Origin of the sequence: uncultured Ferrovibrio sp. (assembly GCF_937960835.1) — a bacterium.
Taxonomy (GTDB): Bacteria; Pseudomonadota; Alphaproteobacteria; order Ferrovibrionales; family Ferrovibrionaceae; genus Ferrovibrio.
Genome location: NZ_CALGPC010000013.1, coordinates 105,369 through 118,447, shown reverse-complemented (window position 1 = coordinate 118,447; position 13,079 = coordinate 105,369). Strand labels below are relative to the sequence as shown.

Below are 13,079 nucleotides of genomic sequence, written 5' to 3'. Positions count from 1 at the left end.
CGTGGATCCGGCAGCGAATGGAGAGTAGCGCAGGGAACTTCAGGCGTCGGTGATGACGATCACGCCGTCACCGGGTGGTTCGGCATAAAGCCGCTTCACATCCGCATGACGCCGCTCCAGCGTTGCGCGCTGGTTGATATAGCCTTTATCGGTAATCTCGTTGGCGTCGATGGAAGGCGGCTCGCTCAGCAGCAGGACACGTTTCACTTGTAACGAAGAGCCGCGCTGGGCTGCGTTATGCGCCCGCAGTTTTTCCGCAATCTGCCGCGCCAGCTCCTCAGGCGGCAATTCCTTTGCGGCAGCGGTCGGCCAGGCGAGAAGTCCGATATAGGAGGCATCCTGTCCCGTCACCACCGCATCCTGCAGCAATGGCGAGCAGGCCGCGAGCGCGGCGACGCGAATGCCGCCGACATGCACCCAGGTACCGGTGGTGAGCTTGAAATCCTCGGCGATGCGGCCATCGAAGACGAGGCCCTTGTTCGGATCGGCCTCGTCCGCCAGCTTGCAGGCGTCGCCGATGCAGTAGAAGCCATCCTCGTCGAAGGCCTTGGCCGTCGTTTCCGGCTGTCCGAGATAGCCGGGCGTCACATTCGGGCCTTTGACGCGGATTTCGAGTTTCGCGCCATTGGGCACGAATTTCAGCTGCACGCCCGGCACCGGCACACCGATGACGCCGGCGCGTTCGATCGGGAAATGCGCCGCCGTCGCCAGCGGCGCGGTTTCGGTCGACCCCCAGGAGGATGTCATGGTGACGCGATGGCCCAGCGTCTTGATCGACAGCGCTTCCAGCCGTGACCAGAGATCGGGGGGCAGGGCGGCGCCGGCATAGAAGATCATGTTCAGGTTCTGGAAAAAGCGGCGGCAAAGCGCATCGTCCTTTTCCAGATGCGGGATCAGCATCGCGTAGCCGGCCGGCACGTTGAAATAGATGCTGGGCGAGACCTCGCGCAGATTGGCGACCGTCTTCTCCACCAGGCCCGGCGCCGGTTTGCCGTCATCGATATACAGCGTGCCGCCGTGACGCAGCACCATGTTGAAATTGTGGTTGCCGCCGAAAGTGTGGTTCCACGGCAGCCAGTCCAGCAGCACCAGGCGGCTCTCCTGCAGGAAGGGCCAGATCTGCGCGATGGCCTGCTGGTTGCTGGACATCATGCGGTGCGTGTTGATCACGCCCTTGGGCAATCCGGTCGAGCCCGAGGTGAACAGGTATTTCGCCACCCAGTCCGGCTGGATGGCGGCAAAGCGCGCGTCCACGGCCTGGGTGGCGCGGGTCTGCAACAGGCTGGAAAACAGTGTCGCTTGGATACCGTCGGGTGCCGCATCGGACACCACGATCTCGATATCCCGGCGCGGCAGGCTGGCCAGAGCCTTGGCAAAGACTGCGCCTTTCTCGGCGAAGACCAGCTTCGGCTTCGCCAGGTCGAAGATGTGGTGCACCTTGGCGAAATCGCCGCTCATCAGCGAATAGGCGGTGCTGACCGGAACCACCGGCACGCCAGCGACGAAGCCGCCCAGCATCAGCAGGGCATGATCAATGCTGTTGCCCGACAGAATCAGAATAGGCCGCGACTGATCCAGCCCGCGATCCAACAGGGCCTGCGCGATGTTGCGCGCGGCCGTCCAGGCTTCGCCATAGGTGACTTCGCGCCAGCCTGCCGATCCGTTGCGCTCGGCGAGGAAAACCGTATCGGGCTGCGCCGCCGCCTGCTGCTTCAGCAGCAGACCCATATGGGCGGCATAGTCGCCCAATGCTTCCTCGGACTGGAGCAGGAAGCTGCCATTGCCAAGATCGGTGCGCCGCACCCGGGGCTGGGCGAGCGCAAGGGGGCTGAAAGGCGGCTTGTCAGCGCTGAGCGTGGCGCCCTGGATCATGTTTCCTCCCTGCCAGCGGTGCGAATTTGTACGCTAGCATTACAATTTTTGAGGATCATGGCCTAAAGCCGGGCGGCGCTCAAGAGGGTTTCGAGGCGCTAGCGGTGCCGGCGGCGGGCAGGGCCGCGCCGCCGAGATCTCTGGAGGATGACGAAAATTTTCAGGCGGTGACGTCGATGACCACGCGTCCACGGATCTGGCCGGCCAAAATCTTTGGCGCCAGTTCGAAAATCTTCGACAGCGGGTGCATCTCGGTCATCGCGTTCAGCTTGTCCTTCGGCAGCAGTTCGGCCAGGGCTGCCCAGGCACGCTGGCGCTTCTCCATCGGCGCCATCACGGAATCGACGCCCAGAAGGCTGACATTGCGCAGGATGAAGGGAAAAACGCTGGCCGGCAGATCGGTGCCGCCTGCCAGGCCGCAGGCGGCAACCCAGCCGCCATATCTCACCTGGCTCAGGACGGTGGCGAGCGTCTGCCCGCCGACGCTGTCGATGGCGGCCGCCCAGCGCTCCTTCGCCAGGGGCGGGCCCTTCTGTGCCAGTTCCTCGCGGGCGATGAAGCCGCTGGCGCCCAGCGATTTCAGATAATCATGCGTCTGCGGCCGGCCAGTGGAGGCAATCACGCTGTAGCCCTTGCGCGCCAGCAGCGCGACCGCCACCGAGCCGACGCCGCCGGCAGCACCGGTCACCAGCACTTCGCCGCCCGGCTTCAGGCCGGCGTCTTCCAGGGCCTGCACACAGAGCATCGCGGTGTAGCCGGCGGTGCCGATGGCCATCGCTTCCTGCATGGAGAAGGCATCGGGCAGCTTCACCAGCCATTCGCTTTTCAGCGAGGCGAATTTGGCATAACCGCCCCATTGCGTCTCCGACAGGCCATAGCCGTTGACCAGCACCTTGTCGCCCGGCTTGAAGGCGGGATTGCCGGATGTGACCACCGTGCCGGCCAGATCGATGCCAGCCACCAGCGGCATCTTGCGTGCGATGCGTCCGCCGGTCAGCGCCAGGCCATCCTTGTAGTTCAGCGTCGAATAGGCGACTTCCACCAGCACGTCATGTTGCGGCAGGTCGCTCTTGCTGATCTCCTTGAAGGCGGCTTTCGGCTTGCCATCGACCTCTTCGATGACGACGGCGCGGAAGGTCTCGGCCATGTTTCCATCCCCTGTTTTCAAACCGATACGTATAAACCGACATGCCCGGGTGTGGCCCGGGCATGTCAAAGAGTACGGCGCGCCATCCTCAGGTCAAACCTAAGGATGACGGCTTGAAATACATCAGCGCAGCGGCTCGAGGATCGAGACGTAGTTCGAAACCGCAACGCCGCCCATGTTGAAGACGCCGCCCAGCTTGGCGTTTTTCACCTGGATGTCGCCGGCGGTGCCGGAGAGCTGCATCGCCGCCATCACATGCATGGACACGCCGGTGGCGCCGATCGGATGGCCCTTCGATTTCAGGCCGCCCGAGGGATTGATCGGCAGCTTGCCATCGGCCTGCGTCCAGCCTTCCTTGATCGCCCGCGCGCCCTGGCCCTTCTCGGTCAGGCCCATGGCCTCATACTCGATCAGCTCGGCGATGGTGAAGCAATCGTGGCTTTCGGCGAAGGACAGATCCCAAACGCTCAGGCCTGCTTCGCTCAAAGCGTCGGCCCAGGCCTTGGCAGGGCCTTCGAAGGCCACCACGTCGCGTTTGGACATCGGCAGGAAATCCTGCACATGCTTGGCCGCGCGGAAGGCAATCGCCTTCTTCATGCCGAGCGCGGTCTGCACGTCGGTCAGCACCAGCGCGGCGGCACCGTCGGAGACCATCGAGCAGTCGGTGCGGCGCATGCCGCCGACCACCAGCGGATTCTTGTCCGAGACCGTGCGGCAGAATTCGTAGCCGAAATCCCGCTGCATATGGGCGAGCGGATTCTTGCTGCCGTTCTTGTGGTTCTTGGCGGCGATCATCGCGGTGGCATCCGACTGGTCGCCATAGCGCTGGAAATACTGCTTCTGGATCGCGTCGAAGACGCCGGCAAAGCCGCCTTCGTTGAAGACTTCCGTCTTGCGATAGCTGGCCTTGAGCAGGATGTTGCCGACCACGTCATTCGGGGCCGAGGTCATCTTTTCCACGCCGACGCAAAGCACGAAGCGCGCCTTCTTGGCGGCAATCGCGGTCAGGCCCTGATAAACCGCCGCCGAGCCGGTGGCGCAGGCATTCTCAACGCGTGTCGCCGGCTTGAAGCGCAGCGCCGGATCGGCCTGCAGCACCAAAGAGGCGGAGAAATCCTGCTCGATCAGGCCGCCATTGAAATGGCCCAGATAGATGGCGTCGATATCCTTGGGCTCCAGACCGGCATCGCGAATGGCGCCGACCGCGACCTCAACGATCAGGTCCTCGGCGTCCCGGCCGTCCAGTTTTCCGAATTTGCTGTGATGCCAGCCGACGATGCAGGCAGTCATGGCTCTCTTCCTTTTCTCTTGCCGTTTGCTTGCGTGATAGCGGGTACTCCCTGGGCTCCGGCTCCACTGAATCGAACGCCCGGTCGGAAATAAGAGAGGGGGCACCGCATCAAAGTCAAGTTGCTGCCTTCCCGAGCCTGCTCCGCGGCGTTAGCAGCGAAGCGAAGCGAGTGCCAATTTTTGCTCTATTTCCAAAAAGTTATTGCCAAGAGTCGAACAAGTTCGGCAGGCTTGCATTGTTGCTGTGATGCCGGCCCGCCAGTCGGTGGTGACGGTTCGGGCGCGGCTCCGCAGAAAGCAGGAGGCGAGCATGGCCGATCTCTCTCACAAGGACGACGCTCTCGAAGAGCGTTTCGAGAAGCTGCTCTATTACCGCCTGACGACGGCGGAAATCCTCTATCACATGCCGGATCATCCCATGCTGCTGCAGAGCTACATCTGGCAGGATTACGATCTGGCGCCGAAATTCCCCGGCTTGCGCAAGTTCCTCGATTTCTGGGAAAGCAAGCTGGACGGCAAGCTGCATTCGGTCCGCGTGATGTCGGCCCGTCTTGTCAGCCCGGCGGAGTATCGGGCGGCCGCGGCCAGCTATCACCTGCACTGATTGCGTCCATTTACGGCCGCCGGGCGGGGTGCTGAGGCTGGAGGCGGCCGGGCTTTGTGCTAGGGTGCGCGCGGTTTTCTGCCGTCCGCGAGCATCCGATGTCGTTGAGCCAATATCTCTTTGAATCCGCCGATTTGATCCGTCTGGCCGCCACGCCCGAAATGGAGGCGCGCCTTGGCCAGGCGATTATTCGGATCGCGGATGCCCTGGCCGAGGACAGGCCTTTTCTGGTCTGCGGCAATGGCGGCTCGGCGGCGGATGCCATGCATATCGCGGGCGAGCTGGTGGGACGTTTCCTGAAAGAGCGCCGGGGGCTGAACTGCATCGCGCTTGGCGCCGATGCAGCGGTTACCACCGCCTGGAGCAACGATTACGGCTACGACAGTCTGTTCGCCCGGCAGGTGGAAGCCTATGGCCGCGCTGGTGGCGTGCTGCTGGGGATTTCCACTTCGGGCAATTCCGCCAACGTGCTGAAGGCGGCCGAAGCGGCGCGGGCGAAAGGCATGACGGTGATCGGCCTGACCGGCGAGACCGGCGGCAAGCTGGCGCCGCTATGCGACATCCTGCTGAACGCGCCGTCGCGCCACACCCCGCATATCCAGCAGATTCACGCCTGCCTCTACCATTACCTTTGCCAGAAGGTGGAAGAGCGGCTGGCGGGCTAACAGCCGCTCACTTCGCGGCGTCATTCAGCGGGCTGCAGTGTCTCGCCAAAGCGCAGCGGCTTGCCCAGCGGCGCCTGCAATGCGCCATCGCGCATGGCAAAAGCGCCGCGCACAATGGTCGCCATTGGCCAGCCGGTGACGGTCATGCCTTCGAAGGGCGACCAGCCGCATTTCGATTTCAGCCAGGAAGCCTCGATGGTCTTCTTTGCCTTCAGATCCACGACAGTGAAGTCGGCATCATAGCCCAGCGCGATACGGCCCTTGCCAACCAGGCCGAAAACGCGCTGCGCGCCGGCAGACGTCAGGTCGATCAGCCGCTGCAGGCTCAGCTTGCCCTGGTTCATATGATCCAGCAGCAGCGGCAGCAATGTCTGCACGCCCGGCATGCCGCTGGGACTCTGAGGATAAGGCTTGGCCTTTTCTTCCTTGGTGTGCGGCGCATGGTCGGAGCCGATGACATCGACCACGCCGCTGCGCACGGCCTCCCACAGCGCCGCGCGATGCTCTGCTGAGCGGATCGGCGGATTCATCTGCGCAAAAGTGCCAAGCCGGTCGTAGCAATCCGGCGCTGCCAGCGTCAGATGCTGCGGCGTGGCTTCCACCGTGGCGATGTCCTTGTGGTCGGCGAGGAAGGCCATCTCCTGCGCCGTGGTGACATGCAGCACATGCACGCGGCGGCCGGCCTTGCGCGCCAGCCGGATCAGGCGCTGGGTGGCGATCAGCGCGCTTTCGGCATCGCGCCATTCCGGATGCAGATGCGCGGTTGCGCCGGCCACCTCGGTCAGGTGCTTGCGCTCGCGCATGCGGTATTCGTCTTCGCAATGCACCGCCATACGGCGGCGGCCATGGCGCAGCACGCGCTCCAGCGTGGCATCGTCGGCAACGAGAAGATCGCCGGTCGAGGCGCCCATGAACAGCTTCACGCCGGCGCAGCCGGGCAGCTTCTCCAGCTCCGGCAACTGCTCGACATTCTCCGCCGTTGCACCGACATAGAAGGCGAAATCGCAATGGGCGCGGCCGGAGGCGCGCTTGATCTTGTCGTTCAGCTCTTCAGCCGTCGCCGTGCTGGGCTTGGTATTCGGCATCTCGAAGACGGCAGTCACGCCACCCATGGCAGCCGCAGCCGTGCCGCTGGCGAGATCTTCCTTATGCTCCAGTCCCGGTTCGCGGAAATGCACCTGGGTGTCGATCACGCCGGGCAGCACGGTCAGGCCCTTGGCGTCGAACACCTCCGCGGCATCGGCCTGCGTCAGCATGCCGAGTGCAGCGATGCGGCCGTCCTTGACGCCGATATCGAGGGCTTCCATCCCATTGGGTGTGGCAACCATGCCATTGCGGATGACCAGATCGTAGCGCATCGGGCTAACTGTCCTTTTCGAGATTGGCCTTGAGATAGCTCAGGATCGGATAGAGCCCAGCCATCAGCGCAATGAGCAAGCCGTATTGCCCCTCGCGGTAGCCTTTGCGGCGAATATAGCATTTGTAAAAGCGGCTGAAGACGCGGCGCAGATTGGCGCCCAGGCTGCCGATATCGCCGCTTTCGCGTAAGTCGGCAGCACGCGCCGTGGTATAGCGGTCCAGCCGCTGGATCATGTCGGAGATGTTGCGGTCGACGTAATGCAGTATCGGCTGGGTCAGCATCTGTTTCTCGCCGCGCATCTCGATTGCCGGATGCACGCGCTGGCTGCCCCAATGCTTCATGCCTTTGGAGAACAGCGCAGCCTTGGCGCTCACGCCCCAATAGGCGCCCCAGCCATGCCGCACCAGATGATCGCCGACATAATTGTGGAAGGGAATGATGAAATAGCCGGGCCTGGCATTGGCAAGTGCCGTGCGGATTTCAGCAGCCAAAGCGGGTGTCACGCGCTCGTCGGCGTCGATTTCCAGAATCCAGTCGCCGCTGCAAAACGCAATGCCTTCATTGCGCCGCGCGCCTTCCACAGGCCAGGCGCCTTCCAGCAGCCGGTCGGTATAACGCGCGGCGATCTCGCGTGAGCGATCCGTGCAGCGATCCAGCACCACGACGATCTCATCGGCGAAGCGAAGCGTTTCGAGGCAGTCGGCGAGCTGCGCCTCCTCGTTATGCGCAACCACCAGGGCGGAAAGCTTCGGCGTCGTCATGGCTCAATCGTCCTTGGCGTAACGCCAAAGATGTTCGGCGGCGCGCTGCGCCTTGTCGACGCTCAGATCCAGCATCAGGCTGTCCGATTTGCGATGATCGAAGCTCGGTGCCTTGACAATCTCCTCATAGCTGCGGTCGGTGCGTACGGCGGCGGTTTTCTCGCCCCACGGCCCGTAGGTCTCCTCGCGGCTGGGACCGAACAGACCGAGCGTCGGCACGCCGCTGGCCGCCGCCAGGTGCATCAGCCCGCTATCGTTACCGATATAGAGAGCGCAGCGCCGCAACGCGGCCGAAATGGTCAGAAGATCAAGCTTGCCCACCAGATCGATGCGCCGCTCCGCCGGCAATCCGGCCAGCGTGGCGGCCGCCAGCGCTTCCTCGCCCGGGCCGCCAAACACGGCGATGCGGGCGCCCGGCAGGATGCCGCCAGGCGCCGTCAGCCGCTGCGCCAGTTCGGCAAAGCGCTCGCCCGGCCAGATCTTGCCGCCCCAATTGGCGGTGGGACCAAGCGCCAGCACTGGAATGCCATCCTTGGGCCAAAGTTCGGCCGCCGCTTTCTTGTGCTGTTCGTCGATCCAGATCGTCGGCGCGGCTGGCTCGCGCAGTTTCAGCACGTTCGACAGCACGATCACCTTGTGCATGCGCGAGCCGGAACCATGGAAGACGCGCCGGCGCCGCGCCAGCAGGAATTGGCCGATCCCCGAGCCACGCAGATCGATGACCAGTTTCCAGCGTGTGGTGGCGACCTGCTTCCACAACTCCCACCAATGCCGCGCCCAGGGCAGCTTCTGCATCACGATGACGCGATCCAGATTCGGCATTGCGGCGAAAATGCCAGCCGCCGCCGGCCCGCAGGCCACGGTGAAGCGGGCCTTGGGAAACTGCGTCAGCAGGGCATTCAGCAAGCCGGTCGAAAGCACGGCGTCGCCGAGGCGGTTGGCGGTGATGAAAAGGATGCGCATCGGTGAATGGTGCAAGGATTGCGCCGGTTATAGGCGGCCCGTCCTGTCTTGCCAAGCGCGCCTGGCTCCCATAGGTGAAAAGGCAGCGATTCGAGCAATCTGGGATGAAAATGTCCGAATTGACCTGCGTGGCCCTGACTGACCGGGCATTGTTGCGGATTGCCGGTCCGGAAGCGGAAAGTTTCCTCAACGCCCTGGTATCCAATGATGTCGCCAGGGCTCGGCCGGGGCAGGCCGTCTATGCCGCCTTGCTGACCCCCCAGGGCAAGTTTCTGCATGATTTTCTGATCGCCCGCGACGCAGACGGCAGCCTGCTGCTGGATGTCGCGGCCGAGCGCCTGGCTGACCTGAAGAAACGCCTGACCATGTACAAGCTGCGGGCCAAGGTCGAACTGTCCGAGCCGGACTGGCAGGGTTATGCGCTATGGGGCGATGCAGAGGCGCCGGCCGCGCCCGAACAGGGCGTGGTCTTCGCCGATCCGCGCCTTGCGGCCTTGGGCTGGCGGCTTTGGCTGGCGCCGGGCGCTGCCTATCCTCTGCCGCAGGTGGCGCCGCTGGAGGCGTATGAACGTCACCGTCTGCGCCTCGGCGTGCCGGAGGGTGTCCGCGATATCGAAATCGAGAAGGGTATCCTGCTGGAGAATCACTTCGAGGCCCTGAACGGCGTCGACTTCAAAAAGGGCTGCTATATCGGCCAGGAATTGACGGCGCGCACCAAGTATCGTGGCCTCGTGAAGAAGCAGCTTCATCGCGTGAGCGCCGAAGGCGGCTCGGTTCCGCCGCCCGGCACGATCCTCATGCTGGAGGGCCAGGAAGCAGGTGTGATGTGCAGCGGCCTGGGCGGCGAAGGCCTGGCCCTGCTGCGGCTGGAAGCGGTGGCGAAAATGCAGTCGGACGGCAAGAAGCTGGAAGCGGGCGGCATTGTCTTGTCGGCCGAACGCCCTGACTATGCCGGTGCCGCGCCTGCGGCCAGGGATTAGATGTTTCCGGGGGGCAATAATGAGCAAGCCGTCAACCATCACGGGTGAGGATGGGCGCTGCCGCTGCGGCTGGTGCGGGACCGATCCGCTGTATCAGGCCTATCACGATACTGAATGGGGCGTGCCGGAATGGGATGACCGCGCGCTGTTTGAGAAGCTGATCCTCGATGGCTTCCAGGCTGGACTGTCCTGGATCACGATCCTGCGCAAGCGCGAGAATTTCCGTCGCGCCTTCGATGGCTTTCAGCCCGAAAAGATTGCCCGCTATACGCCGAAGAAGCTGGAAAGCCTGATGCAGGATACCGGCATCGTGCGCAACCGCGCCAAGATCGAGGGGGCCGTCGCCAACGCGCGCGGCTGGCTCAAGATCATGGAGGAAGAGGGCAGTTTTGCCGATTACCTCTGGAACTATGTCGATGGCCGGCCGAAGCAGAATAGCTGGGCCTCGCTGAAGCAGGTGCCGGCCGAGACCAGGGAAAGCCAGGCGATCTCAAAAGATCTGCGCAAGCGCGGCTTCACCTTCGTCGGCCCTACCATCGTCTACGCCTTCATGCAGGCGGTCGGCATGGTCAACGATCACACCATCGATTGCTTCCGGCATAAGCAGGTGATGAAACTGAAACGGCCGGCGCGCTGACGCCGGCCGTTTTTTGTCATCAAATGGTGTGCCGCTAGCTTTAGGCGGCTGCCTTGCCGTCGGCATCCAGTCCGAGCGCGATCCGTCCGGCGAGCTGCTGTTGCGGCAGCGCAGTCAGCGGATGATAGCGGGCCGCCTGCAGATCGCGGAACAGACGCTCGATGCGATGCGTGCGATAATAGGCGGCGCCGCCGGCCGCATCCATCGCGCGCGCAGCAACATCCAGCAGATGTCCGGTCATCGTCTGCTTCAGGGTCATGATCGTCGACGTCATCGCCGGACCCGGTTTCTCCCGGTCGGCCAAAGCCAGCATCCGGTCATGCGTTGCAGTAACCCCCGCCAGTGCCGCTTCCATCTGACCGATCAGAAGCTGCGCGTCATTCTGCACGCCGCGGGAGCGGGAGCGGACGAGCGAGACGACATCATCGCGCAAGGCCTCGGCCACGCCGCGGTAGACGGCGTAGATCAGAGGGAAGGCCACCAGCGAGACGAGGTGGAAGAAGGGATGCCAGACACCCGCCTGGCGCCGCACGACGATAGCCAATTCAGGCACGAAGACGTTCTCAAGGATTACGTCATGCGAACCGCTGGCGCGCATGCCCAGCGTCCGCCAGGTCTCCTTGATGGTGATGCCTTCGCTGCGCATCGAGATGGGCGCATGCAAGACCTCATCGCCGCATCGCGCCATGGTCATCAACAGATCTCCGGCCTGGCAGCCGCTGACGAAGCGCTTATGTGCGGCGATGCGATAGCCGCCTTCGACCGGCTCAGCCACGCCCGAGCCGTTCAGCCAGTCATTGCCGCCGGTCGACAGAAACATCAGTTCTTCCGCAGCGACACGCTTGAGCAGCGGCTCCACAGGCGCTTTGTCATTGCGCCAGCGCCAGACCGTCATCGCCAAGGGATGCGTGTGCATGGCGAGTGCCAGCGCCGTGCCGCTGCAATGTTTGGCCAGTTCGCGCAGCAGCTCGGCCAGATCGAGATACGAGGCGCCCCCGCCGCCCAGCTCCGCCGGCACGCCGATGGACAAAAGCCGCGCGGCTTTGAGCTCGGCGAAATTCTCCGCCGCGAAGCGATCGGTCTTGTCATACTCTTCCGCGCGGGCGGCCAGGTTCTTTGCCAATCCTTGGATCAGCGTTTCAGGGTTTTGCGACGCCACGGCGGCCCGGTCTTGTTGCTTGAGGGGCGCGTTCATGGGGGAACCTCCTGTTAAATGAAATCGGGGGAGGCGCACCATGCTCTCCGATAGCCTGCGGCTAAAGTTCCAAAATAGAACCTTCTCGTTTCCTGGATTATCCGTATGCGGCGCAAGATCGCGCCTGCGCGTTCGAAACGCCGGAGTTCGAAATTAGAACTTTGGGACTGCCCGAGGCCGCGATTATCATGGCGGCATGGCCATGCGATACGGTTCATTCTGCCCGATTGCCAAAGCAGCCGAAGCAATCACGGGACGGTGGACTCCGCTCATTCTTTACGAATTGATGCGGGGCAGCGAACGATTCAGCGAAATCCAATGTGGCGTGCCGCTGATGCCGCGCAGCCTTCTGGCGCGGCGGCTGCGCGAGATGGAACTCGACGGCCTGATCATCCGCATCCGGCGCGAAGGTCAGCGCGGCCATATCTACCGCCTCACCCCGGCGGGCGATGCGCTGCGGCCGCTGATCGATCAGCTTGGCTATTGGGGCACGCATTGGCGCGTGCCGTATATCGATGAGAATGACCGCAATGTCAGCCATCTGATGTGGTCGATGCGCGGGCTGTTCAGCGTGGCACCGCCGCATGGCCGCCGCATCGTGATCCATTACGAATTCCGCAACCTGCCGCGGCGCGACCATAAGCTCCGGCGCTGGTGGCTGATCCTGCATGACGGATCGATCGAGCTATGCGTCACCGATATGGGATTCGATCCCGACGTGACCGTGAAGGCTGACTTGCTCGCCTTCTTCCGCGTCGTGCACGGGCATGTGAGCCTGCGTCAGGCGCGCCGCGAGGGCGATATCGAGATCGATGGCGATCCGGCCGCACTGGATTATTTCATGGAGCGGCTGGCCCTGAGCGATCCGCCCGTGCCGCGTTTCATCACGGTCACCAATCCGCCGGAGCCGGTCAGAATGACGATCCGGGCTGCTTGAGGAATTCGATTTCCTCGGGCGTGTTGTCCCGGCCCAGGATCGCATTGCGATGGGGGAAGCGGCCGAACCGGGCGATGATGTCGCGATGCCGCTCCGCCCAGAGCAGCAGGTCGTAACCCGGCAATTCCTTCTCCAGTGCCGTGAACAGCAGGACGGCCAGATCCTGGTCCGTCGTCAATTCGCTGTGCTCGAACGGCAGGTAGAAGAACTGTCGCATTACCGGCTGCACCTTGATGTCCAGGCCGCGTCCGATGGCCTTATGGGCCACGGCGCGGGCGCGCTCGTCGCCGGCAAAGGCCTTCGGCGTGCCGCGATAGATGTTCCGGGTGAACTGGTCGAGCAGGATGATGAGCGCCAGCGCACTTTCCGCCTGCGCCTCCCAGTCGGCCAGGCCGCCGGCCAGCGCAGCCTCCACGGCATCCTCGAAACGGCCGCGGATCAGGGCATCGAAGGCCTCGTTCTTTTCGAACCATTCCGGCCTTGGGCGCAGCGGTTGCCCGGCGGCGGCAAAGCCCGGCCGGTCAAACCAGAAATCGAGAATCGTCTCCGCGGTAATCAACTCGGCATTCACGGTTCACTCTCCTGCCCTATGGCCTATCAGATGGGGCGACCACGATAAAAAAACAGCGTTTTCTGCCAGAAGCCGCTAAGCTGTCCGCAGGAGGAGA

General features: G+C 63.4%; 13 protein-coding genes. 5 read left to right on the top strand and 8 right to left on the bottom strand.

Annotated elements, in window-relative coordinates; all coding sequences use genetic code 11:
* Positions 1-39: 39 nt before the first annotated feature.
* From Q0603_RS13320 to Q0603_RS13310, 3 genes are all read right to left on the bottom strand, one after another.
* Positions 40-1,872, bottom strand: a complete 1,833-nt coding sequence (locus tag Q0603_RS13320; protein ID WP_298726440.1) for a feruloyl-CoA synthase — start codon at positions 1,870-1,872, stop codon at positions 40-42.
* A 160-nt stretch (positions 1,873-2,032) separates the two neighbouring features.
* The gene (locus Q0603_RS13315; RefSeq protein WP_298726438.1) at positions 2,033-3,019 is read right to left on the bottom strand and encodes an MDR family oxidoreductase; all 987 of its coding nucleotides are present in this window, start codon (positions 3,017-3,019) and stop codon (positions 2,033-2,035) included.
* 123 nt (positions 3,020-3,142) lie between these two features.
* A complete protein-coding gene (locus Q0603_RS13310) occupies positions 3,143-4,309 on the bottom strand; it encodes an acetyl-CoA acetyltransferase (protein ID WP_298726436.1) in 1,167 nt (388 codons plus the stop codon).
* A gap of 310 nt (positions 4,310-4,619) precedes the next feature.
* Here Q0603_RS13310 and Q0603_RS13305 point away from each other — a divergent pair, with 310 nt between their 5' ends.
* Both Q0603_RS13305 and Q0603_RS13300 read left to right on the top strand, forming a co-directional pair.
* Positions 4,620-4,913, top strand: a complete 294-nt coding sequence (locus Q0603_RS13305; RefSeq protein WP_298726434.1) for a Usg family protein — start codon at positions 4,620-4,622, stop codon at positions 4,911-4,913.
* A 98-nt stretch (positions 4,914-5,011) separates the two neighbouring features.
* A complete protein-coding gene (locus Q0603_RS13300) occupies positions 5,012-5,578 on the top strand; it encodes an SIS domain-containing protein (protein ID WP_298726433.1) in 567 nt (188 codons plus the stop codon).
* 20 nt (positions 5,579-5,598) lie between these two features.
* Here the strand turns inward: Q0603_RS13300 and Q0603_RS13295 are convergent, their stop codons facing one another.
* Genes Q0603_RS13295 through Q0603_RS13285 form a run of 3 tightly spaced genes read right to left on the bottom strand, consistent with a single transcriptional unit; the run spans position 5,599 to position 8,662 of the window.
* On the bottom strand, positions 5,599-6,936 hold the full coding sequence (locus Q0603_RS13295; RefSeq protein ID WP_298726430.1) for a dihydroorotase: 1,338 nt from the start codon (positions 6,934-6,936) through the stop codon (positions 5,599-5,601).
* A 4-nt stretch (positions 6,937-6,940) separates the two neighbouring features.
* On the bottom strand, positions 6,941-7,699 hold the full coding sequence (locus Q0603_RS13290) for a glycosyltransferase family 2 protein (protein ID WP_298726428.1): 759 nt from the start codon (positions 7,697-7,699) through the stop codon (positions 6,941-6,943).
* A gap of 3 nt (positions 7,700-7,702) precedes the next feature.
* Complete coding sequence (locus Q0603_RS13285; RefSeq protein ID WP_298726426.1) at positions 7,703-8,662, bottom strand: glycosyltransferase family 9 protein; 960 nt, start codon at positions 8,660-8,662, stop codon at positions 7,703-7,705.
* A gap of 110 nt (positions 8,663-8,772) precedes the next feature.
* On the opposite strand from Q0603_RS13285, the gene Q0603_RS13280 reads away from it, so the two are divergent.
* Both Q0603_RS13280 and Q0603_RS13275 read left to right on the top strand, forming a co-directional pair.
* Entirely contained in the window at positions 8,773-9,642 is an 870-nt protein-coding gene (locus tag Q0603_RS13280) for a folate-binding protein (protein ID WP_298726424.1), read from the top strand.
* A 19-nt stretch (positions 9,643-9,661) separates the two neighbouring features.
* A complete protein-coding gene (locus tag Q0603_RS13275) occupies positions 9,662-10,279 on the top strand; it encodes a DNA-3-methyladenine glycosylase I (RefSeq protein WP_298726423.1) in 618 nt (205 codons plus the stop codon).
* Between the two features lie 40 nt (positions 10,280-10,319).
* Here Q0603_RS13275 and Q0603_RS13270 read toward each other — a convergent pair whose 3' ends face one another.
* Positions 10,320-11,474 carry an acyl-CoA dehydrogenase family protein gene (locus Q0603_RS13270; protein ID WP_298726421.1) on the bottom strand — a complete coding sequence of 385 codons (1,155 nt, stop codon included), beginning with the start codon at positions 11,472-11,474 and terminating at the stop codon, positions 10,320-10,322.
* A gap of 202 nt (positions 11,475-11,676) precedes the next feature.
* On the opposite strand from Q0603_RS13270, the gene Q0603_RS13265 reads away from it, so the two are divergent.
* Positions 11,677-12,411 (top strand): winged helix-turn-helix transcriptional regulator, encoded by a 735-nt coding sequence (locus Q0603_RS13265; protein WP_298726419.1) that lies wholly within the window; start codon positions 11,677-11,679, stop codon positions 12,409-12,411.
* Here the strand turns inward: Q0603_RS13265 and Q0603_RS13260 are convergent.
* The gene (locus Q0603_RS13260) at positions 12,386-12,982 is read right to left on the bottom strand and encodes a DUF924 family protein (RefSeq protein ID WP_298726416.1); all 597 of its coding nucleotides are present in this window, start codon (positions 12,980-12,982) and stop codon (positions 12,386-12,388) included. The genes Q0603_RS13265 and Q0603_RS13260 overlap by 26 nt on opposite strands.
* Positions 12,983-13,079 lie beyond the last annotated feature (97 nt).